This window comes from Nostoc sp. DSM 114161, assembly GCF_052692665.1.
On the sequence record NZ_CP195141.1, the window covers coordinates 6,431,010 to 6,452,660 of the forward strand.

Genomic DNA, 21,651 nt, shown 5'->3' on the forward strand with positions numbered 1-21,651 from the left:
ACTAAATTCTATTAAATGATACATACCAGTAAATGGTTAAATTTTCATATACCAAGTACATGGCTAAAAGTAACGCATAGAATAAAAAATACCTTGGTGTAAACTCTAGCAACGAGGTTAAGAAAAATTCTCAATGCTTAACAAAGTCATGGCTTTTTCACAAACTAGGCTATAGAGAATTGGCAACATTGGTAAAGAAAGTAAACAATAACCATAGCTAAACTTGGAGTTTTGCCAACCTATGCAGCCAATTCGCACATTCAATGTCTCCCCCTCACTACCGCCGCGACTCGAACCGCTGCGGCGGCTGGCATATAACTTGCACTGGGATTGGAACGTTGAGACTAAAGATTTATTTCGTCGCTTAGATTCTGACCTGTGGGAGTCGAGCCGTCATAACCCGGTGTTGATGCTGGGTACTATTTCTCAAGCGCGGCTTTTGGAAGTTGTCGAAGATGAAGGCTTCCTCGCGCAAATGGATCGAGCTAACCGTCAGTTAGAAGATTATTTGCAAGAGCGCACCTGGTATCAGAAACAACGGGAAAATAAACCAAAAGAATGCTACGCCTATTTTTCGGCGGAATTTGGACTTGTTGATTGCTTGCCCGTGTATTCTGGAGGCTTGGGCGTTCTGGCGGGGGATCACCTCAAATCTGCCAGTGACTTGGGTCTACCCCTTGTAGGTGTAGGTTTGCTTTACCAGCAAGGCTACTTTGCCCAGTATCTCAATGCTGATGGTTGGCAGCAAGAACGCTACCCCATCAACGATTTTTACAATATGCCCTTGCACCTAGAGCGCAATCCTGATGGTTCAGAACTGCGAATTGCAGTAGACTATCCAGGGCGCAAGGTCTACGCCAGAGTTTGGCGCGTACAAGTGGGAATGGTGCCTTTATATTTGCTAGACACCAACATTGAACCCAATAATCCCTACGACCACGACATCACAGACCAACTCTATGGTGGCGACATCGACATGCGTATCCACCAGGAAATCATGCTGGGGATCGGTGGCGTGCAAATGCTCAAAGCCTTGGGGCTGAAGGTTACCGCCTACCACATGAACGAAGGTCACGCCGCCTTCTCCGCCCTAGAACGCATCCGCTTGCTGATTCAGGAAGAAGGATTGAGTTATGCCGAAGCTAAACAGGTGGTGGCTTCCAGTAATATCTTTACTACTCACACGCCAGTACCAGCAGGCATTGACTTATTTTCTCCCGACAAAGTTTTGTACTACCTGGGGTACTATGCAGAAATCTTTGGCTTGCCCAAAGAACAATTCTTAGGACTGGGGCGGGAAAATACTGGCGATTTATCTGCGCCTTTCAGTATGGCAGTATTGGCGTTGAAAATGGCAACATTTTCCAACGGCGTGGCACAACTGCACGGCGTAGTGTCCCGGCAAATGTTCCAAGGCTTGTGGAAGAAAGTGCCAGTGGAAGAAGTGCCCATCGCCGCCATTACCAACGGTGTCCATGCTCGGAGTTGTGTTGCCAAATCAACTCAAGAGTTATACGATCGCTACCTGGGGCCTTCTTGGTCATCAGCACCAGTGGATAGCCCGCTGTGGGATAGGATGGACGCCATACCCGATGAAGAATTGTGGCGCAATCACGAACGCTGCCGCCTAGACATGATATTGTTTGTGCGGGAGCATTTGGTTAAGCATTTACGCGATCGCGGCGCTTCACCCTCAGAAATTGTCCAAGCCCAAGAAGTTTTAGATCCCTACGCTTTCACCATTGGCTTTGCTCGTCGCTTTGCCACCTACAAACGCGCTACTTTGTGGATGCGCGATGTAGAACGCATCAAGCGGATTTTGTTAGCCAACAAAGACCGAAAGGTGCAATTTGTAATTGCCGGTAAAGCGCATCCCAAAGATATTCCCGGAAAAGAACTCATCCGCGACATCAATCACTTTATCCGCGAACAGCATTTAGAAAAGCAAGTAGTGTTTGTTCCTAATTACGACATTCACATTTCGCGGTTGATGGTAGCAGGTTGTGATATCTGGTTAAACACACCGCGTCGTCCGCGGGAAGCGTCTGGTACCAGTGGCATGAAAGCCTCAATGAATGGATTGCCTAATTTAAGCGTACTAGATGGTTGGTGGGATGAAGCTGATTACGTCCGCACAGGTTGGGCAATTGGACATGGAGAAAATTACGACGATCCCGCCTACCAAGATGAAGTAGAAGCAAACGCCCTCTACGATTTATTAGAGAAGGAAGTCGTACCGCTATTTTACGAACATCGGGATAGTGATGGCTTACCGCGGCCGTGGGTTGCCAAAATGAAGGATGCAATTCGCTTGAATTGTCCATTCTTTAATACAGCGCGGATGGTGGGAGAATACGCACAAAGAGCTTATTTTCCAGCTAGCGATCGCTATCATACCCTGACGGTGGATAAATACGCCCCAGCCAAAGAACTAGCCGCTTGGAAAGCAAAACTCAGCGACCACTGGTTCAACATCAAAATCAAAGATATTGATGTATCCACACCTGCGGATATTGAAGTTAACCAAACTGTGGCTGTCAAAGCTAAGGTTGACTTGGCAACTTTGGACAATGATGACGTGCAGGTAGAGTTATATCAAGGTGCGATCGATGCCAATGGTGATATTGTCAACGCTGTGACAGTGGTGATGGATTACCAAGGCGAAGATTCGCAAGGATTGACTACTTACACCGGTAATATTACCTACACCACCTCTGGTTTGCAAGGCTTGTCTTTGCGCGTATTGCCGAAAAATCAACATTTGGCTAATGCCTATGAGCCAAGGTTGATTGCTTGGGCAGAATAAGACGATTGAATAATTTTTGAATACTCAAGATTAGGCGTTGCTGATTTCAATTTAGCAACGCTTTTTTCTACATAATTTCAGGTAAATAATTAATATCTAATAGTTGTTCTAAGGTATAAGTGCAAGATTGAGGTAAGTTATCTAATTTGCCTTCAGTTTTCTCAATAACATACCCTAAAGCATCATCATAAATTGATGGTAATTCTTTTTCTAAAAATTGATATAAATTCGTAGTCAAGTTACGTTTTAACTGAGTCCTAAAACTTCTAATTTCTGCTCTCCAGTGTCCATAATTATATTGAGATTCTTCTGTCCAACATTGCAGCAATAAAAGATGTCTAATAACTTGTTCTAGTAAACTAGCAACCCTGGCTTTGTCTCTTCGACCCAAATTTTCTAATTCCTCAATTAAATTTTCTAAATCTAATTCTTCAAAATGATTAGCTCTCAATAATTTAATTGTTTCTTCTAACCAGAGATGTCCATCAATTTCATAAAGCTCTTTTAAACTCAAATTAGAACTAACTTCTTGCATAAAACCTCGGTAAAAAAGACTGGAGATTGGGTTTGCAGCAATATATAGCTCATAATCTAACACGCCTCCTCTCCACCTACGTGAGATAAAATCCCATTTTCGACAACGCCATTTTAAGTTAAAATTCTTTGAGGAATAACAATGTAGCCAGTAGTGCGATCGCCAAGTACTAAATTACGTTGTTCTCCCCAATACCACCAGTATGCAGCAACATAAGCACAAACTAGAGCATCTAGTTTATCTTCAATTGCTTTGAGGGCTGCGCCTGTGATGGGAATTTCTAAAAAAAACGAATCGCAAAGACGCACAGGAGGAGAAAGAGAGGGGAGAATATTGAGAAGATAATTTTGCAGTTTAATTAATTCTAGGCGGCGTTCGCCCAGGCGTCCTTTTTTGTATTTGAGGATGCGTTCTAAGTTGAAAAGATGAACAATTGCTGGGTGGGGAAAGACTTCTATTTGATATCGCCCAAGTTTTTGCGGTTCGATGGTGGGTGCGTGGACGTAGCCGCGAGATTCTAATTCTAAGCCAAAGTTGATAGTGCGATCGGCAAAGGGTAGGTTTTTGTTAGCTGGGTAACATCCAGCGTGATATTTACCAAAGTATTTGTGGGTGAGTTTGTCGGGGAGGCGACTCCCAGTGTCGTTGGGTATGAGGGTAGGTGCATCTACGCCAATGATGGCTGGTTCGTCTGGTTGTACCCTGTCATCAATCCATGTCAGGATGTCTGCAATGGCTTCTTTGCGGTCTAAATCCAGTAGTTGCAGTTGTCCATCTATCCATTCTAAGCAGCATAGTCCGCTTGGTTGGGATTTCCAGCCTAAATCAATGCCAATAAATTTCACGATCGCTACACGAATTTTCAATCATTTTCGCATTTCTCGGCAACGCCTCACCAAAGCAGCCCCCAGTTGCATTCAATAGGGAATGAGGGAGATGCAGCTTTAGCTTTCCGCAGAATGGAAGATCTGACTGGCGATCGTAAATTAGTATGAATATTCAAGAATAACTTAGTTAACTAATATTGAATTGCAAAAAATTCCTCGCAAATAATCTTATAATCTTAAAAACATTGTCATAATTCCGGAGCCAAAATAATTGAACGATTTAGAGAAATGATGAATCAATAACGCCATAATTAATTATTCTTGAAAGAAAATATTCCAGACTTATTTCAAAATCCGGTAATATATAATTTTAAATTTTTACAAATAAAATAGCTTGGTTACGTGCTAATTATTCTAAACTACTTAAAAATTCTGAATTCTAACTCCTGACTCCTGTTTTATTTTACCTCACAATAAGCTAATTAAAATTATTGCAATGCAGATTTTATTTTTACATCCCAACTTCCCCGCGCAATTTCGCAACCTTGCCATGTTTTTAGGCAGGGATAAGAACTTCAGAGTTGTCTATGGCACAAATCGTCGTGAAGGAGAAATATTCGGCGTTCATAAAGCTATTTACGCTCCTTCTCGTGAAGCTGCTCCCCAAACGCACCACTATGTCCGCAACTTGGAAAATGCTGTGCTTACTGGTCAAGCTGTTTATCGCATAGCAGAAAAATTAAAAGCTGAAGGTTTTGTTCCAGATATAGTTTATGGTCATTCTGGTTGGGGGCCGACTTTGTTTATGAAAGATGTGTTTCCCAAAGCAGAATTGTTGTGTTATTTCGAGTGGTTTTATCATGCTCATGGTTCCGATGCAGATTTCGATCCCAACGAACCATTAAACGCTGATGATGTATGCCGAATTCGCGTGAAAAATGCGCCGATTTTGACTGATTTATACAGCTGCGATCGCGGGCTTTCTCCTACTCATTGGCAGCGGCAACAATTTCCTAAAGAATTTCATAATAAAATCACTGTCTGTCATGATGGGATTGACACCAAATTTTTTGCTCCCATACCAGACGCAAAGTTAGTTTTACCAAGAATAAATCTCGACCTTTCCCATGTGGAAGAGTTAGTAACTTATGTAGGGCGAGGAATGGAACCTTACAGAGGTTTTCCCCAGTTTATGGAAGCTGTAGCCCTACTTCAACAACGGCGACCCAAATGCCATGTAGTAGTTGTAGGAGAAGATAGAGTTGCTTATGGTAAAAATCTCCCCGATGGCAAGACTTATAAACAATTAATGCTCGAAAAATTCTCTTTAGATTTATCAAGGCTGCACTTTACAGATAGCCTACCTTACAATGAATATCTTCAGGTATTACAAGCGTCTTCTGCTCATATTTATTTAACCCGTCCTTTTGTGTTGTCTTGGTCGATGTTAGAGTCAATGTCAGTGGGATGTGTGTTAGTAGCTTCCAAAACTGCACCAGTCTTAGAGGTCATACAAGATGGTGTTAATGGACTGCTCGTAGATTTCTTTTCTCCCAAAAATATTGCGGATCGAGTTGAAGAAGCGCTGGATAATCCTCAAGAAATGAAAGCAATTCGTGTCAACGCACGAGCGACAATTCTCAAACATTATGATGTGGCGAAACTCTTACCAGAGCATTTGGAATGGATGTTAAGTACTAAAAATGCTGAGAGTAAAAAGCGCCAAAGTCCTAAAGCTTCTAAAGGATTTGGTGGAAATTAAATATTAGGAATAGGATATAGGGCATTGGCATTAAGTATTCATAAATGACCAATGACCTATGACTAATGACTAATACTTCGGCTCCGCTCAGTACAAGTGACTAATGACTAATAACATTAAAAATGCGAATTCTTCTTACTATTGCCCATTTTTTTAAACCTAGCGGTGAGGGTCGTCACGCTTCCCAACGCAAAGATCCCAAACCTCGTTTGCAAGCCTTAAGCCTAAGCCTTACTGGCTTGCACCAATTATTTGGGAAATCTCAAAGTATTATTAACATTGCTCAGCGATTAGCTTTGCCTGCTAATCAACCCCAATCTCACGAATTAGATATTGTCATTTGTACAACGCAAGATAATCATCTTTTAAATCAGCTTCCTGTACCATCCCATTTATATAAGCATCATTCTAGCAATGTAGAGCCTATGCTTTTAGGGTTTGAGTGCCAAGCTGTTCTGCAAAGTTGTCTTGGTAAATACGATTACTATTGTTTTCTGGAAGATGATTTAATCGTTCACGATCCTTGGTTTTTTGTCAAATTAAACTGGTTTACCCAACAAGCAGGTGACTCAAACTTACTCCAGCCAAATCGTTATGAAATTTCCCCTCATGGTTTAGTTCACAAAGCTTACATTGATGGAGATTTAGCTTTACGGGTAACTGCTCCGTTTCAAAATGTGCAGGAACAACAGCAACTCAAAGGTACAATTATGAATACACAAATTACCTTTTTACGTGCCCTTAATCCTCATTCAGGCTGTTATTTTTTAAATGCAAATCAGATGGCTCAATGGGCTAATCAACCTTATTTTCTTGACAAAGATACAAGCTTTGTTGGGCCTCTGGAAAGTGCTGCTACTTTGGGAATTATGAAAACATTCCGAGTTTATAAAACTTCACCAGAACAAGCTAGTTTTTTAGAAATTCAGCACTTTGGAACGGGATTTTTGGGTTTAATAGGAGGACAGGTTGGTATAGCACAGAGATAATACTAATTTGAAATAAAAATGCAATAGATAATATTTAATTAAAAATCTTTTTTTACTGTTCCTAAGTCTGTAGGACTCATATTTGATTTGTGTAAAGCTAGATACACCTCAAACTTCCTGCTTTTCTATTCCCTTTCTATACAAATATGTTCGTTAATCAAATTGGATTTTTAATATAAATAACATTATTTTTTAAGTTGACTGAAGTCCAATTAGAGGATTAGGCACAGGAAAGAGACGGTTTTTGATAACTCTAAATTTTCCATCTTGTGCATCGTAGGCTAACACTTCTCCAGTTTCAATTTCATAAATCCAAGCATGAAGTGTAAGTTGATTGCTATGAAGTTTAGAACGAATTACAGGGTAAGTTTCTAAGTTTTCTATCTGTGTGAGGACATTTTGCTCGATAGTGATTTTTAACAGTTTCTCATGAGGATAACCTTGATAGTTATCCATTACCAGACGGCGGGTAGCTTCAGCATGAGTTTTCAACCATTCATAAACTGAAGGCATTTGTTGAGCAAGATTACCTATTTGTAGTAGCCCTTTCATCGCCCCACAATGAGAATGTCCGCAGATCACAATATCTTTAATACCCAAAGCCTCAACAGCGTATTCTATACCTGCGGCTTCCGCACTATTCAACTTTCCATAGGGCGGTATGAGATTACCAACATTACGGATAACAAACAAATCTCCTGGTTGACTTTGTGTAATCAAAAATGGATCTATTCTTGAATCTGAGCAAGTTATAAACAATAGTTCTGGATTTTGCCCGTGTGATAAATGCTCGAATAACTCGCGGTGGGCAACAAAATAGTTGTCATGAAATTCATTTAACCCAGCAATAATGCGCTTAATTGGCACAATTTAATTCTCCTAATTAAAATTTAATATACGATTAACGTAATTTATTTGCAGAATTCAGGAGTTAGTAACCAGACTCCTGAATTATCGAAAATCAAGAAGCGATCGCTAATGTTGTTTTGTTTGATTCAAAACATATTAACTTTTATTTCTTGATTATAAATACTAAAGTCTATTTAATGTGCAATCCATTTGGCATCAGAAACAATACAGATATCACCATATTTTTTAATTACAGGTTAATGGCTTTCACTAATTCTTGCTCTTGAGCTTCTGTACAAATACTCATGACATATAGTAGTCTGGTTTTATTTATGATCTTATGTATGTGGGTAGGTAAGAGGCAAAAGGCAAAAGGCAAGAGGGTTATAGAAGATTAAAGGGTACGGAGTTTTGTTCAAAAATTAAATATGAGTCCTATATCGATTAGTAAGTGTATTGGTTTCTAAACCATTGATGACTCTACCTCTTTTTCCTTTACCCGTAACAGTTTTAATTACTGTATATTCAGAAACATTTTATCCAAAATTTATAGAAATTTGGGTAATTCTAAAGAATTGGTAATCACTTCTATGTTTTGACGGTTTCCACTACTAAACTTCTATTAATTTGATATGTTAAAATCCAAAATAATTTCGTTAATTATTATCTATAAAATAAAAAATTAACCTTTTACTAAAACCAAATTCTGAGTTCAAAATTCTTAACTGAGTAGTATTGATATGGTTATGGGCATACAGATATATGCCCATAAAGTTGTTTTTACTTACCAAATTTAACTAACAGGTGACAGTTGATAATTTGCTTTTTCTGTTTGTTGTGCTTGCTGCTGTTGCTTCAAAATTTCTAGTTGTGTCTCTAGTTCTAGCTTTACTTCATGACGGAAACTGAAGAAGTGTTCGCCAAAGCTTAATGCCACAAGATAATCATACAATAAATGCTGTTTCTGGAGAGCGATCGCCACTAATTGCCACCAAAAACGCCAACGAGTTGAACGAAGAATACCCTGTCGCCAAACAATTATCGGAAATAATTTTAATTCATGCCAAGTCAGAGGACGTTTGCCTTTGGGACGCTTACCTTGCATCAAGTTAAAGTGATGAAAAGTGCGCTTGAGATAAAGCATCGGCTCATACAAATTCCAAAAAGTTTCAATATACTCCCTAATAACTTCTTCTAATGGGCGAGTGGGGACAAAATTCATCAACCCTTTTTGAGAACCCATGAAATCCATCGATCCTTCTTTGAGGCGTCCTTCTTGTTTGAGACGATTCCACATAGCTGTATTTGGTAATGCTTGTAGCAAGCCAAGATGCGCTTGGGGAATACCCGTTTCTTCTACAAATGATTGAATGCGTTGTCCTGCTGCTTTTTTTTCGCCATCAAAACCAATAATAAAACCAGACATAATTTGTAGTCCGGCTCGTGTAATTTTGTAACAAGATTCTGATAGTGATTGGCGGGTATTTTGTTCTTTATTGGCTACCGCTAGACTTTCCACATCTGGGGTTTCAATACCCATAAATACCATCCTAAAACCAGCTTGCACCATCAACTCAATCAATTCATCGTCCTCCGCCAGATTTAAGGACGCTTCTGTGAGTAACATAAATGGATAGCTGCGCTGTTGCATCCAAGGAATTAGCGATCGCAATAAAAGCTTAGCATTACGTTTATTGCCAATAAAATTGTCATCAACTATAAATACCAATCGCCGCCAGCCCATTTGATATAAGACTTCCATCTCGGCTAGCATTTGTTCTGGTGTTTTGGTGCGCGGCTTGCGACCAAATAAAGTAATAATGTCGCAAAATTCACACTGAAATGGACAGCCACGCGAAAATTGCAGCGTAATTGCTAAGTAAGCATCTAAATCTAACAAATCAAAACGCGGTATGGGTGTTTGAGTGACATCGGGTTTTTCTGTCGCCCGAAAAATTCCAGAAGTTTCTCCCCTTGCTAATGCTTCTAAAAATAAGGGGACAGTACATTCTCCCTCATCCAAAATTAAATAATTAGCTCCTGCTTTCAAGGCGAATTCTGGTACTGATGTCGCAAAAGGGCCACCAACTGCCACTTTTTTACCTAACGCCACCCCTTTTTGAATTAACTCCCACAAATCTTTTTTCTGGATAATCATTGCAGAGATGATGACTAACTCGCACCAATTCCAATCTTCATCTGTCTCTAGACGGACATTGCGATCGACTAATCTAATTTCCCAATCACTTGGTAGCATTGCCGCTATTGTAATTAAACCCAATGGTGGATTTGTAGCGCGTAATCCTGCCAAATCAAGGGTTTCCTGGTAAGACCAGAAAGAATTGGGCATTATGGGCCAGAGTAGTAAAGCTTTCATCAGCAGACTCCCCGGAGTAGAGAAATTAACTCACAATTCCAAGGTTACTGCTAGTTTCTCTTAGAAAAACTTAAATTTTTTCTAATCGTGTAAACAAGAGGAATTCGACACATTCGTTATGCAAGGTAGAATTAACCCAAATTCCATAGTTCAAACCCAATCCATGAGGGTGCAGTCCTATGTTAGTCTCCAATCCACTTGTTCTAGATCCGAGCGCTTCTTATACATTTCGTAGCTACTTTGAGATGCGCTTTTCTCCAATAGACATTTTAGGAGATTTGGGGTGTAGTTTTAAGCGATCGCCACTTTCTTTACCCCATTCGTTTTGGGATACTAGCGCATTGCGACAGCGGATTGAAGCATATTTGCCTTACATTACTTTGACAAGCGAAGCAGCTCGGCGCGAATCTTTAGTAGCTCCGATTTTATTAGAACTGGCACAAACCGTTAAAACCCCAATGCAAATCGAATATCCCCTTGACAATACCTTAAAGGTGAACTCGATTACTATTTGAACAATCAATACAATCTAATTGTGATTGAAGCCAAAAACGCCGACCTTACGCGTGGAGCTGTTCAACTTGCAGTGGAATTAATTGCTTTGAATCTATGGTTAGCAAAGCGACAAGGTATTGCATCGCTACTCACTCCCCTTACCGGAGCCGTCACCACTGGCGATATTTGGCAGTTCAGTCAATACGATCCAACTCAACAACAAATTACCCAAGACTTATCACTTTATCGCATCCCTGAAGATTTAGAACCTTTGACTCAAATTCTTAAAGGGATTCTCGATAGTACCCATTCTACCGAAGCCGTAGTCAACTCTGAATTTTAACGATTTTCTATTGCTTGTGCGTAAGTCTTAGTTTTGTTAGAAACTATTAGCTATAAATATAAAAATCAGTAAAATCTTTCATGCGCCGAGATTCAATATTTTACAAACTATTCCAACAATCACCCAGTTTACTATTTGAACTATTGACAAATCCACCCCAAAATGCAGATGCTTATCGATTTGATTCGGTAGCTGTCAAAGAACCAAAATTTGAAATAGATGGGGTATTTCTGCCACCAGAAAGTGAAAGCCCAGGTGTTATATATTTCTGCGAGGTGCAATTCCAAAAGGATGAACAGTTGTATGAACGAGTCTTTGCAGAATCCTCATTATATTTCTACCGCAACCGTGCCAGATTTAGCGATTGGCAAGCAGTAATAATTTATCCATCACGCAGCGTCGAACAAAGTGATATTTATCCCCACAGAACTCAACTGAATGGAAACCAAGTCCATCGTGTGTATTTAGATGAATTGGGAGATATTCGTCAGTTACCTTTATGGGTTGCTTTGATGGTGTTGACTACAGTAGATGATGAACTTGCACCGCAAGAAGCCAGATATTTGCTTGAGCGTTCTTCTGTGGAACAGCCTGAAACTGCCAGTCGCGCCATAATTGACTTAGTGACAACGATAATGGTGTACAAGTTTGAAGGATTAAGCCAAAAGGAGGTTGAACAAATGCTAGGAATTACGCTCAAGGAAACGAGAGTTTACCGAGAAATCAAGGAAGAAGGACGAGAAGAAGGACGGGAACAAGGAGAAAGATCGCTTATTTATCGTCTGCTAACTCGACGTGTGGGAGAATTACCTCAAGATGTGGGCGATCGCATTGCAACTCTCAACCTAGAACAATTAGAAAATCTTGGCGAAGCACTGTTAGATTTTACCAGTATGGCTGATTTGCACGCTTGGTTAGAAGCACAATGATTCAATAGCCTAAACCTGAGTCTTAGTCTTTTCAAGCTTCCAGATAGAAGCTTTGCAATCTACCGAAATTCAGAGCAAATCTGCTGTCATGAGTAAATTGCTAATTCCCTGACGGCGAGTTGGCGCGGAAAATGTCAAAATTAAATGAGTTTTGCGTAAGCGCGTTTGGGTTAATGCAGCCTCTTGTAGAGAAGAGAGCGAATTATTACCAGACCGCCACTTAAATTAGCGCAGATTTGAGATAACTAAGTTGAGAATTTATGGGCAAGCAACGTGTTCTTTCTGGAGTTCAACCAACCGGCAATTACCATCTAGGCAACTACTTGGGAGCCATTCGCAACTGGGTAGAAGGTCAGAGCGAATACGAAAATTACCTCTTCGTGGCTGATTTGCACGCAATTACAGTACCACACGACCCAACACAGTTGGCAGCTGATACTTATACCCTGGTTGCTTTGTATCTAGCTTGTGGTCTCGATTTAAATCACTCCACCATTTTTGTGCAATCCCACGTTTCAGCCCACAGCGAACTCACCTGGTTGCTCAACTGTATTACACCCCTAAACTGGCTGCAAGATATGATCCAGTTTAAGGAAAAGGCCGTCAAGCAGGGAGAAAATGTGAGTGCTGGTTTGTTGGATTACCCAGTGCTAATGGCATCTGATATTTTGCTTTACCAAGCCGATAAAGTGCCAGTGGGTGAAGACCAAAAGCAACACTTGGAATTGACACGGGATATTGCAGCTCGATTAAATCACCAATTTGGAAAACCAGAACAGCCAGTTCTGAAGTTACCAGATCCCATAATTCCCAAACAAGGTGCAAGGGTGATGAGTTTGGCAGACGGTACGCGTAAAATGTCTAAGTCCGATCCTTCGGATTTAAGCCGCATCAATTTGCTAGATTCACCAGAGCAAATTCAATACAAAATTAAGCGCTGTAAAACCGATCCGATTCGCGGTCTGACTTTTGACGATCCAGAGCGTCCAGAGTGCAATAATTTATTAACTCTGTATACATTGCTTTCAGGCAAGACAAAAGAAGATGTAGCTGTTGAATGCCAAAATATGGGTTGGGGACAATTCAAGCCTTTGTTAGCAGACACAATTATTGAAGCTCTCAAACCAATCCAAGAAAAATATCAGGCGGTAACTGAGGACAAAAGCTATTTGGAGTCGGTGTTGCGGGATGGAGCCGAAAAAGCTAGAGCGATCGCTAATCAAACTTTATCACAAGTCAAAATCGCTTTAGGCTACTCTCTGCCTCTATGAGTTTTACCTTTTGGGTGTGATTTGTTATACCATTTAACAAGAAAGAATCTGAATTCTGATTTCTGACTTATTCTTTAATAAATCGAGATTTCTAATGATATGCATCACACCCATAGCCCCACTGCCTTTCGTAGAGCCGTGCAAGCAGGTGAATTTTTAGTTACGGCTGAGGTAGCACCTCCAAAAGGTGGAGATCCAAGCCACATGATTAAAATGGCGGCGACCCTTAAGGGGAGGGTTCATGCCGTCAATATTACCGATGGTAGCCGCGCCGTGCTGCGGATGTCTTCATTAGTAGCATCAGTAATTTTATTACAAAACGGTGTAGAGCCGATTTGTCAAATTGCTTGCCGCGATCGCAACCGCATTGGTTTACAAGCCGATTTGATGGGCGCTCATGCTTTGGGCATACAAAATATCTTAGCCCTAACTGGCGACCCAGTAAAAGCAGGCGATCATCCAGATTGCAAAGCTGTTTTTGACTTAGAAGCTGTGCGACTCTTACAAGTGATTCGCAAGCTGAATCAAGGCGTTGATTGCAACGATAAACCCCTAACTGATGGGGCACTAGATTTATTTCCTGGTGCAGCAGTAGATCCACAATGTAAGAGTTGGTCGGGTTTGCAAAGTCGATTTGAACGTAAAATCGAAGCTGGAGCGCAATTTTTTCAAAGTCAGTTGATTACTGATTTTGAATGCTTAGAAAAATTTATGGATACAATTGCGGCTGGCTATAAAAAACCAATTTTGGCAGGAATTTTTCTGTTGAAATCGGCTAAAAATGCTCAATTTATTAATAAGTGCGTTCCGGGTGTAAATATTCCCCAACATATTATTGATAGATTGGCAAAAGCCAAAGATCCTCTCGAAGAAGGAATGAAAATTGCCGCAGAACAAGTGCGGATAGCGCGGCAATTGTGTCAAGGCGTCCACATGATGGCAGTGAAACGCGAAGATTTAATTGCGCCAATTTTAGATTTAGCTGGAGTTACTACAGTTAATCAGTTGGTATCAAGGTAAACAAAGTAATACATTTTTGATGAAAGCAGTTGGTTGTTCCATCTGCTTTTTTTATGTTGTAATTGGTAACTCAATCAGTTGACTCCCATAACTAAAGTCGAGGGGAGTATTACTCTCCTCTCGACCATACTTTTATCGTGCCCCAAAATTGTGTATTTGTATTACTGGTAGCGATTACATTTTGCACGTCATCGAGTGCTTACTAAAGGCGATCGCTACTACATCTTTCAACTATCAAACACTTCTCCATAGCAGCATAATATCACTAATGACATAGAATACTAAGCCGCTTAGACAAGTCATTGCATTTGGGCACTCTCAGAGTTGGGTTACATTTTACCGTGTTGCAGCACTTCTTGTAGATGGTGACGAATTTCTCTTGCTTGCTCAATATCAGATTGGCGCAATTTTTGGAACAACTCTACACAAGGCTGGGAACCGACTTCTTGTGCATCTTTAATGTAAGTATCATAAGCCTTAACAGCTTCAGCCTTGTTGTGCAACACGGTGACAAAATCGTACTCCAAGTTGCTAATTGGTTCTTGAGACTGTCCGTTACCTGTATTTGTAGCCATTGTTTAAACCTCTTCTGGGATTTCTAATTAACTTATACTGAGGCTTAAAGAGTAATTCATCTTCCAAAAAGGGTATAGTTCAATACGTCGGAAGTACCTTGCAAAGGTCGGTTATATAACCAAATGACTAGTCGGCTCTTTTAAGAATTTTTTGTTAAATGCCTTAACTGTCTTATCTGAAAGCCCTTTGAATTATGATTTTTAAATTCTGATAGTAATCCTGTATGAAGATGCGCCATATATTATAACGAACCACCAAATGAATTTCTGCCTATTTATTATCGATGTTCAAAATGGATTTATAAGTCAAAATACAAGTTATGTCATCCAAAATATTAATTCTTTATTAAAGCAAAATATATTTGAATATGTTGTGTTTACCAGATTTATAAATACCTTTGATAGCCCTTATGTAAAATATTTAAATTGGCATCAAATGTTTTCTGAAAAAGAGCGAAAAATTGTTGAAGATATTAATCCATTTGCTAAAGTAGTTTTTGATAAAACTGTATATACTGCTTGCAATGAAGAAACTCTGACATTTCTAAAAAAAAGAAATATTCAGACAGTGTTTATTTGTGGGGTTGATACTGAAGGTTGTGTGTTAAAGACTGCTATTGATTTCTTTGAGAACAATATTATTACTTATGTTTTAACGTATTACTCAGCATCAAATGGAGGCGATCGTTACCACCAAGCAGCAATCTTAGTTTTAAGTCAACTAATTGGAATTAATAATATTATAACTGAACCGATAGATAAAGATAAATTAAATAAATATTTAGAAAAAATTCAACAAATTTAAATTATCTGATTTGGCACAGAGATTTTCAGTTGTAGCCTCAAACAAAGGAGCAGGGATATTAAAAAATAAAAAGGTACTATTTCTACTTTTACCTTTTATCTTTTAATTTATTAATCCACTGCTCCTTTTTTTGATGGTAATTTAGGCAATAGGTTGATTTTTGTCACATTGACGTGAATACTGAAATTGCAGATCCTTTGGTCGTTCCCTTCCTCCTTTATAGACAATAGGACACAATTTAGTGTTAGCACTTATACAATCCATGTGTGGCGTTTTAGCACAGACTATTAATAAGCCACCCAGAATAAACAATAAGCCGCAAATTGCACCTGTCTGAACGGAAGAAATCTCTAATACTCCGTGAACTACTATTTCTCTTAAAACAGAAACAATTGTTACCTCAACCGCTACTCCTACGGAAATACTATGTTCTTGTAAGTAGACCATTAATAGTCGAAATAACTCGACTAAAATCAACACAAATAGTATTTTTGCAGTCACTTGTTTATAGTCTAGTGGCTGCGTGAGGGCAATAGCTATCCCCCACAATTGGAGCAGCATAACCGCAAACAAACCCAAACACAAGACAATCACAATTAAGTCTTGAAAGGCTTCCATGTTGCGAACAATTGAGTGGCGATCTAGCCAGCGATCGCGAAATAAAAATCGACTCTTCAGGCGCTTTTGCATCACGTTTCATTCCAGTCAGGACAACTTCAGACAACACCAGCGAGTCAACCCAATAATTTTATGTTACGCAATATTAAACTTTTGTGCCTCAGGGAGTTTAATAATTTATCAGTAAACTTGGGCATTAGTTATTCACTAATGACCAATGACTAATGACTAATAACTATTCATCGATTTAAATTTTGTGCTTGTTGCAACAATTGTTCGGTATTTTTTGCCCATTGAGCATTACCCTGAGCATTGTATAAATCTCTGGCAAATTGCAATACTTGTACTGCATCGCTATATTGTTGTAACTGCATAAAAACTAACCCAGCACCATAATAAGCATTGGGATAATTAGAGTTAGCTTCGGCTGATTTTCTAAAAGCCTCTAAAGCTTCTTGTAATTTGCGTTGGTTAAACAGAATTGAGCCAATATTATAATAAGCTTCTGGATATTTAGGATTAATTTTTATTGCTTGATTAAAAGCTTCTTCAGCTCGATCGAGTTTGCCTTGTTGAAGATAGCACATCCCGATATGGTAAGGAGGTTCTGGCGCGTTTTTGCTATATTCTATGGCTTTTTTAAAAGATGCGATCGCCCGATCGCAATCTCGCTGCTGTTCTCGCAGCAAGCCCAAGTTATAGTGAGCAAATCCTAGTTTGGGGTCGAGTTCTAGGGCATGTAGCAAGTAATCGTTAGCTAACTCTAAATTATTCCCTTCTAATAGCGTACCCCCTAAATTAGCAAACGCTGGCGCAAATTTAGGATCGGCTTGCGTGGCTCGATAAAATGCGTCCGCGGAGGGTTGTAATTGTCCTGTTTGTCGCAATGCTAGCCCTAAATTATAGTGTGCTGGCGCCAATGTCGGATCTAATTGACTTGCTTGTTTAAAAGCAGCGATCGCATCTTGTACTCTTCCTGCCTGAATTGCCTGTAAGCCTTGGTTTAACTTGTCTATGGCAGTTTGACTATTAGACTGTGCCAGCTTTGAGGGAAGAGGAGCAGGGGAAGCAACCGAAGATGGGGAGATTATACCCACTACTATCAAACTTACTACAGTTGCTATGCGATATTTATATAGTAATAATCTCATAGATTTTCTAGATCGCGACAATTTCCAGTTAGTTTACTTAACAAAAACTTTGGGGAATGCTGAAGTTTTTTACAAAACTTTTCGATTGACTATTAAACTTTGTGTTGCTTAACTTTTCTTAAGCTAAATCTTACGACAGACTACAATTTTTTTAACTTTGGATTAAAGGTAGGATAATAACAAATTAAAGAAGGGGTAATTTTGACTCCAGAGAACCATTTTTTATCCCTGATATACATAGCGTAATGCGGTTGGTAATGAATTACCGCAAGGGAGGTTTTATGAACGAAAAAGTAAAATCGGGTTCGCGGAATGTTGCAATTGTTGGGCCTTATTTGAGTGGAAAAACAACTTTACTAGAAAGTTTGTTATTTGTGACAGGGGCGATTTCTCGCAAAGGAAGTGTTAAAGACAGTAACACAGTAGGAGATAGTGCTGCCGAGTCGCGCGATCGCCACATGAGTGTAGAAGTCAGCGCCGCTAGCACTGAGTATAACGGTACTCGCTTCACTTTCGTTGATTGTCCCGGAAGTGTAGAATTTGCCCAAGAGACATACAATGCTTTAATAGGAGTCGATGCTGCAATTGTAGTTTGCGAACCGATACGCGATCGCGTCCTCACCCTCGCCCCTCTATTCAAATTCCTCGACGATTGGGAAATTCCCCACATAGTTTTCGTCAACAAAATGGATCGGGCAAATATTCATGTTTTAGAAACATTACACGCCCTCAAAGCAGTTTCCAGCCGTCCCCTAGTAGCCCATCAATATCCCATCATGCAAGGGGAACAACTCACCGGCTTCATCGACATGGTGAGCGAACAAGCATATCAATATCATCCCGGCGCACCCGCAGACCCCATCCCCTTCCCCGAAAATTTAAAACAAGAAGAACATATAGCACGGGCAGAAATGCTCGAAGCTTTAGCAAATTTTGACGACCATTTACTCGAAGAACTTTTAGAAGATATCGAACCACCCCAAGAAGAAATCCTCAAAGATTTAAAAATGGAATTAGGGGCAGATTTAGTAGTCCCCGTTTTCTTTGGCGTGGCAGAACAAGATTATGGTGTAAGACCTCTAATAGAAGCTTTGTTACGGGAAGCCCCCGAACCAGAAACCACAGCAGAACGCCGCTTAAAAAATATCAAAGGCAATGCTCCCCTAGCCCAGGTACTCAAAACTTACTACACTCCCCAAGGTGGCAAACTCTCCCTGGTGCGTGTTTGGCGGGGCAAATTAACCGATGGTCTTGCCCTCAATGGTGTTCGCACCGGTGGAATTTATCGCCTCATGGGACAACAACAGCAATCAGTTAATGAAGTTGCTGCTGGTGAAATTGTCGCCTTGAGCCGTTTGGAAGGAATCAAAACAGGCGATACAGTCTCCACAGAACAATCCGCAGCGATACAATTACCCAAAGCCCAACAGTTGGAACCTGTGTTTGCCCTTGCAATTACACCAGAAAAGCGCAACGATGAAGTTAAACTCAGCGCTGCCATTACTAAGCTATTAGAAGAAGACTGTTCGCTGGCTTGGGAACAACACGGCGACACCCACGAAGTTATCCTCTGGGGTCAAGGCGAAATTCATCTGCAAGTCGCCTTAGATAGACTGCGCCGCAAATATAACTTGCCGATGACAACCCACTTACCGCAAGTGCCTTACAAAGAAACCATCCGCAAACCGGTGGCTTCAGTTCACGGACGGTACAAACACCAAAGTGGCGGTCACGGTCAATTTGGTGATGTTTTCCTCGACATCAAGCCTCTACCACGCGGCGAAGGATTTAACTTTAATGAAACCATCGTCGGCGGTGTGGTTCCGAGACAGTACATTCCTGGTGTAGAAATGGGCGTGCGGGAATTTCTGGTACACGGGCCTTTAGGCTTCCCTGTGGTGGATGTAGCGGTAACTTTGACCAACGGTTCTTATCACACCGTTGATAGTTCCGAACAAGCCTTTAAACAAGCCGCCCGATTAGCAATGCAAACGGGAATACCCCAAGCACAACCCACGCTATTAGAACCGATTTTGCGGGTAGAAGTGACAACACCAAGCGAATTTACCTCTAAGGTGTTGCAACTATTGAGTGGTAGACGCGGGCAAATTTTAGGTTATGAAGGCAAAAACGATTGGCAAGGCTGGGATAATGTAATTGCATACTTGCCACAAGCAGAGATGCAGAACTTTATTGTAGAGTTGCGATCGCTCACCTTAGGCGTTGGTTCTTTCCACTGGGCCTATGACCATTTACAGGAAGTACCAGAAAAACTCGCCGAACGCGTTATAGCTGGCAACGGCAACGGCGGTAACGGCAACGGCAAGTAGTTTTTTGAATTGCTCTAAAATCAAAGCCCTGCATTTAAAGGTGCAGGGCTATTTGTTTGTGAATATTTAATACGCTTCGGACGTATTGTTGAAATGCTAATTTTTCTTTCCCCCAACGTTCTTGGAATGCGTGTATATTTTCCCATTTTATTGCTTTTCCAAATGCAGGGAAAATTCCTTGCTACGATAGTTTAATGCTGCACTTTGTAAGCTTCAACTTAAGATTTCGATAGATTAATAATGGTAACACTGCAATTACAACAATTAAGTGTGCCGCCGGGACATAGAGTAATACTCCACGATATTAGCTGGCAAGAATTTGAGGCGATTTTAGCAGAACTTGGCGATCGTCGAGCCACTCGATTGGCTTATAGCCAAGGAACTGTAGAGATGAGAATGCCGTTACCAAAGCACCAGAAAGCCAAAGTTATCATTGGGGATTTGCTAAAAATTCTGTTGGAGGAATTAGAAATTGATTGTGAGACATTTGGCTCAACCACGTTTAAACGTGATGATATGGCTGTTGGCGTAGAGCCTGATGATTCTTTCTACATTCAAAATCATGCTCGGATGATTGGTAAAGAACGAATCGACTTAAAAATTGACCCACCACCCGACCTTGCAATTGAAGTTGATGTTACTTCTAAAACCCAATTAGATGCTTATGAAGCGCTAGGAGTTCCCGAACTTTGGCGATATGAAAATGGAAAACTGCAAATTAATATTCTTCAGTACGGCAAATATATTGAATCTGAAATTAGTCCTACTTTTCCCAACTTGCCTATTGTTGAAGCAATTCCCCGTTTTGTCGAACAGAGCCAAACTTTAGGTAGAAGTCCAACACTCAGAACATTTAGGCAGTGGGTAAGAGAGGAAATTAAAAATAATTAGAAAAGTAAATTTTTTTTACAAAATTGATGTTTCAAGTCTTGCCTGTTATTATTTGGACGTATCTACTTTGAAGATACAGATTTAATTAGTGGACACAATTATTTAGAAGACGCATTTCGACTGCGCTCAATGCTCGACCTTTGAGAAGACGAGGGTTGAGCGAAGTCGAAACCCGGTAATCTCAAGTTAGGTTTAATTTAGTCCTTCAACTTAGAAGTGCTTTTTAGATGCAAATATTTCGACAGGAGTAAGCATACAGCCAACGCATCGCCAGTTCCTAGTTTATTGACCAAGCGGCTGTAATTCTCAAGCAAGTTTGCTCAGAACAAAAGCAGCTAAAAATCCAAATACGACAATTAGCCCAGCAAAATCATGGGCCTGCTCAAAAGCTTCTGGAATCATCGTATCTGTAATCATTGCCAAAATAGCACCTGCGGCTACAGCGGTAGTTGCAGCGATGATTTCTTGTGAGAAGTGGCTGAATAAAGCATAGCCAACAAGCGCGGCTATGCCGGAAATTAAGGCAATCCCTCCCCACACGCCGAAGATGTAAGCAGCTGAACGCCCTGCTTTTTTCATCCCTGCGGCGCTAGAAAGCCCTTCAGGAACGTTAGAGAGAAAAACAGCTGCCACAGTTACCCAACTGACAACTCCTCCACCAATCATGCTGACACCAATGACGATAGACTCTGGGATACCGTCAAGTAAAGCGCCTATTGCGATCGCAAGTCCACTTCCACTGTCTTCTTCTTCCGATGGTTGCTGTTTGCCTGAACGCTTGCGATGCTTCGCACCTTGATAGGACAAAAACCAGTTTGCGGCTGTATACACAACTGCACCACTGACAAATCCGATTGCTGTTGAGTCAAATCCACCACGCTTATAAGCTTCATCCATCAGTTCAAATGCTAGCGCCGAAATTAACACCCCAGCACCAAAAGCCATAACTGCGGCGATCGCTCGTTGGGGAATTTTGGCGTAGTAACCTACTGCCGAACCAAGTAGTAGTGCTGAACCACCGACCAAACCCCAAAAACCTGCTGTTAACCAAAGCGGAAACATCAGCTACTCTCACCTC

19 protein-coding genes are annotated in these 21,651 nt (G+C 40.6%); 11 read left to right on the plus strand and 8 right to left on the minus strand.

Annotated features, from left to right (window positions below; translation table 11 throughout):
- The first annotated feature begins 241 nt into the window (after window positions 1-241).
- Window positions 242-2,806 carry an alpha-glucan family phosphorylase gene (glgP, locus tag NSTC745_RS27105; RefSeq protein WP_445633748.1) on the plus strand — a complete coding sequence of 855 codons (2,565 nt, stop codon included), beginning with the start codon at window positions 242-244 and terminating at the stop codon, window positions 2,804-2,806.
- Window positions 2,807-2,873: 67 nt separating this feature from the next.
- Here the strand turns inward: glgP and NSTC745_RS27110 are convergent, their stop codons facing one another.
- Together NSTC745_RS27110 and NSTC745_RS27115 are read right to left on the minus strand one after the other, a co-directional pair.
- Complete coding sequence (locus tag NSTC745_RS27110; protein ID WP_445638699.1) at window positions 2,874-3,341, minus strand: DUF29 domain-containing protein; 468 nt, start codon at window positions 3,339-3,341, stop codon at window positions 2,874-2,876.
- Window positions 3,342-3,454: 113 nt separating this feature from the next.
- Window positions 3,455-4,186, minus strand: a complete 732-nt coding sequence (locus NSTC745_RS27115) for a DUF429 domain-containing protein (protein ID WP_445638700.1) — start codon at window positions 4,184-4,186, stop codon at window positions 3,455-3,457.
- A 478-nt stretch (window positions 4,187-4,664) separates the two neighbouring features.
- On the opposite strand from NSTC745_RS27115, the gene NSTC745_RS27120 reads away from it, so the two are divergent.
- Together NSTC745_RS27120 and NSTC745_RS27125 are read left to right on the plus strand one after the other, a co-directional pair.
- Window positions 4,665-5,930 (plus strand): glycosyltransferase family 4 protein, encoded by a 1,266-nt coding sequence (locus NSTC745_RS27120; protein WP_445633749.1) that lies wholly within the window; start codon window positions 4,665-4,667, stop codon window positions 5,928-5,930.
- A 122-nt stretch (window positions 5,931-6,052) separates the two neighbouring features.
- Entirely contained in the window at window positions 6,053-6,919 is an 867-nt protein-coding gene (locus tag NSTC745_RS27125; RefSeq protein WP_445633750.1) for a calcium-binding protein, read from the plus strand.
- Window positions 6,920-7,111: 192 nt separating this feature from the next.
- On the opposite strand, the gene NSTC745_RS27130 is transcribed toward NSTC745_RS27125, so the two are convergent.
- Both NSTC745_RS27130 and NSTC745_RS27135 read right to left on the minus strand, forming a co-directional pair.
- Window positions 7,112-7,786: a carbonic anhydrase gene (locus NSTC745_RS27130; protein WP_445633751.1), complete on the minus strand. Its 675-nt coding sequence runs from the start codon at window positions 7,784-7,786 to the stop codon at window positions 7,112-7,114.
- Between the two features lie 775 nt (window positions 7,787-8,561).
- Window positions 8,562-10,145, minus strand: coding sequence for a B12-binding domain-containing radical SAM protein (locus NSTC745_RS27135; RefSeq protein WP_445633752.1), 1,584 nt, complete (start codon window positions 10,143-10,145; stop codon window positions 8,562-8,564).
- Between the two features lie 179 nt (window positions 10,146-10,324).
- Here NSTC745_RS27135 and NSTC745_RS27140 point away from each other — a divergent pair, with 179 nt between their 5' ends.
- The 5 genes from NSTC745_RS27140 (at window position 10,325) to NSTC745_RS27160 (ending at window position 14,203) form a co-directional block, all read left to right on the plus strand.
- Window positions 10,325-10,660, plus strand: coding sequence for a hypothetical protein (locus NSTC745_RS27140; RefSeq protein WP_445633753.1), 336 nt, complete (start codon window positions 10,325-10,327; stop codon window positions 10,658-10,660).
- A 20-nt stretch (window positions 10,661-10,680) separates the two neighbouring features.
- Entirely contained in the window at window positions 10,681-10,983 is a 303-nt protein-coding gene (locus tag NSTC745_RS27145) for a hypothetical protein (protein WP_445633754.1), read from the plus strand.
- 80 nt (window positions 10,984-11,063) lie between these two features.
- Complete coding sequence (locus NSTC745_RS27150; protein WP_445633755.1) at window positions 11,064-11,912, plus strand: Rpn family recombination-promoting nuclease/putative transposase; 849 nt, start codon at window positions 11,064-11,066, stop codon at window positions 11,910-11,912.
- 260 nt (window positions 11,913-12,172) lie between these two features.
- Window positions 12,173-13,183 carry a tryptophan--tRNA ligase gene (gene trpS / locus NSTC745_RS27155; protein WP_445633756.1) on the plus strand — a complete coding sequence of 337 codons (1,011 nt, stop codon included), beginning with the start codon at window positions 12,173-12,175 and terminating at the stop codon, window positions 13,181-13,183.
- Window positions 13,184-13,282: 99 nt separating this feature from the next.
- Window positions 13,283-14,203 carry a methylenetetrahydrofolate reductase gene (locus tag NSTC745_RS27160; protein WP_445633757.1) on the plus strand — a complete coding sequence of 307 codons (921 nt, stop codon included), beginning with the start codon at window positions 13,283-13,285 and terminating at the stop codon, window positions 14,201-14,203.
- A gap of 329 nt (window positions 14,204-14,532) precedes the next feature.
- Here NSTC745_RS27160 and NSTC745_RS27165 read toward each other — a convergent pair whose 3' ends face one another.
- A complete protein-coding gene (locus NSTC745_RS27165; RefSeq protein ID WP_096539085.1) occupies window positions 14,533-14,778 on the minus strand; it encodes a hypothetical protein in 246 nt (81 codons plus the stop codon).
- A 259-nt stretch (window positions 14,779-15,037) separates the two neighbouring features.
- Between NSTC745_RS27165 and NSTC745_RS27170 the strand changes: the two genes are divergently transcribed.
- A complete protein-coding gene (locus tag NSTC745_RS27170; RefSeq protein ID WP_445633758.1) occupies window positions 15,038-15,583 on the plus strand; it encodes an isochorismatase family cysteine hydrolase in 546 nt (181 codons plus the stop codon).
- 141 nt (window positions 15,584-15,724) lie between these two features.
- On the opposite strand, the gene NSTC745_RS27175 is transcribed toward NSTC745_RS27170, so the two are convergent.
- Together NSTC745_RS27175 and NSTC745_RS27180 are read right to left on the minus strand one after the other, a co-directional pair.
- Window positions 15,725-16,273, minus strand: a complete 549-nt coding sequence (locus tag NSTC745_RS27175) for a phosphate-starvation-inducible PsiE family protein (protein ID WP_445633759.1) — start codon at window positions 16,271-16,273, stop codon at window positions 15,725-15,727.
- A gap of 167 nt (window positions 16,274-16,440) precedes the next feature.
- A complete protein-coding gene (locus tag NSTC745_RS27180; RefSeq protein WP_445633760.1) occupies window positions 16,441-17,352 on the minus strand; it encodes a tetratricopeptide repeat protein in 912 nt (303 codons plus the stop codon).
- A 281-nt stretch (window positions 17,353-17,633) separates the two neighbouring features.
- Here NSTC745_RS27180 and NSTC745_RS27185 point away from each other — a divergent pair, with 281 nt between their 5' ends.
- Window positions 17,634-19,682, plus strand: coding sequence for an elongation factor G (locus tag NSTC745_RS27185; protein ID WP_445633761.1), 2,049 nt, complete (start codon window positions 17,634-17,636; stop codon window positions 19,680-19,682).
- Window positions 19,683-19,922: 240 nt separating this feature from the next.
- Entirely contained in the window at window positions 19,923-20,573 is a 651-nt protein-coding gene (locus NSTC745_RS27190) for a Uma2 family endonuclease (protein WP_445633762.1), read from the plus strand.
- A gap of 306 nt (window positions 20,574-20,879) precedes the next feature.
- Here NSTC745_RS27190 and NSTC745_RS27195 read toward each other — a convergent pair whose 3' ends face one another.
- Complete coding sequence (locus NSTC745_RS27195) at window positions 20,880-21,635, minus strand: ZIP family metal transporter (protein WP_445633763.1); 756 nt, start codon at window positions 21,633-21,635, stop codon at window positions 20,880-20,882.
- Window positions 21,636-21,651 lie beyond the last annotated feature (16 nt).

Coding starts and splice junctions, on each gene's coding strand:
- NSTC745_RS27180 (WP_445633760.1), bottom strand. CDS start 17,352: ATGAGATTATTACTATATAAATATCGCATAGCAACTGTAGTAAGTTTG.
- NSTC745_RS27120 (WP_445633749.1), top strand. CDS start 4,665: ATGCAGATTTTATTTTTACATCCCAACTTCCCCGCGCAATTTCGCAAC.
- NSTC745_RS27170 (WP_445633758.1), top strand. CDS start 15,038: ATGAATTTCTGCCTATTTATTATCGATGTTCAAAATGGATTTATAAGT.
- NSTC745_RS27110 (WP_445638699.1), bottom strand. CDS start 3,341: ATGCAAGAAGTTAGTTCTAATTTGAGTTTAAAAGAGCTTTATGAAATT.
- NSTC745_RS27150 (WP_445633755.1), top strand. CDS start 11,064: ATGCGCCGAGATTCAATATTTTACAAACTATTCCAACAATCACCCAGT.
- NSTC745_RS27160 (WP_445633757.1), top strand. CDS start 13,283: ATGCATCACACCCATAGCCCCACTGCCTTTCGTAGAGCCGTGCAAGCA.
- NSTC745_RS27185 (WP_445633761.1), top strand. CDS start 17,634: ATGAACGAAAAAGTAAAATCGGGTTCGCGGAATGTTGCAATTGTTGGG.
- trpS (WP_445633756.1), top strand. CDS start 12,173: ATGGGCAAGCAACGTGTTCTTTCTGGAGTTCAACCAACCGGCAATTAC.
- NSTC745_RS27195 (WP_445633763.1), bottom strand. CDS start 21,635: ATGTTTCCGCTTTGGTTAACAGCAGGTTTTTGGGGTTTGGTCGGTGGT.
- NSTC745_RS27125 (WP_445633750.1), top strand. CDS start 6,053: ATGCGAATTCTTCTTACTATTGCCCATTTTTTTAAACCTAGCGGTGAG.
- glgP (WP_445633748.1), top strand. CDS start 242: ATGCAGCCAATTCGCACATTCAATGTCTCCCCCTCACTACCGCCGCGA.
- NSTC745_RS27175 (WP_445633759.1), bottom strand. CDS start 16,273: ATGCAAAAGCGCCTGAAGAGTCGATTTTTATTTCGCGATCGCTGGCTA.
- NSTC745_RS27140 (WP_445633753.1), top strand. CDS start 10,325: ATGTTAGTCTCCAATCCACTTGTTCTAGATCCGAGCGCTTCTTATACA.
- NSTC745_RS27165 (WP_096539085.1), bottom strand. CDS start 14,778: ATGGCTACAAATACAGGTAACGGACAGTCTCAAGAACCAATTAGCAAC.
- NSTC745_RS27135 (WP_445633752.1), bottom strand. CDS start 10,145: ATGAAAGCTTTACTACTCTGGCCCATAATGCCCAATTCTTTCTGGTCT.
- NSTC745_RS27190 (WP_445633762.1), top strand. CDS start 19,923: ATGGTAACACTGCAATTACAACAATTAAGTGTGCCGCCGGGACATAGA.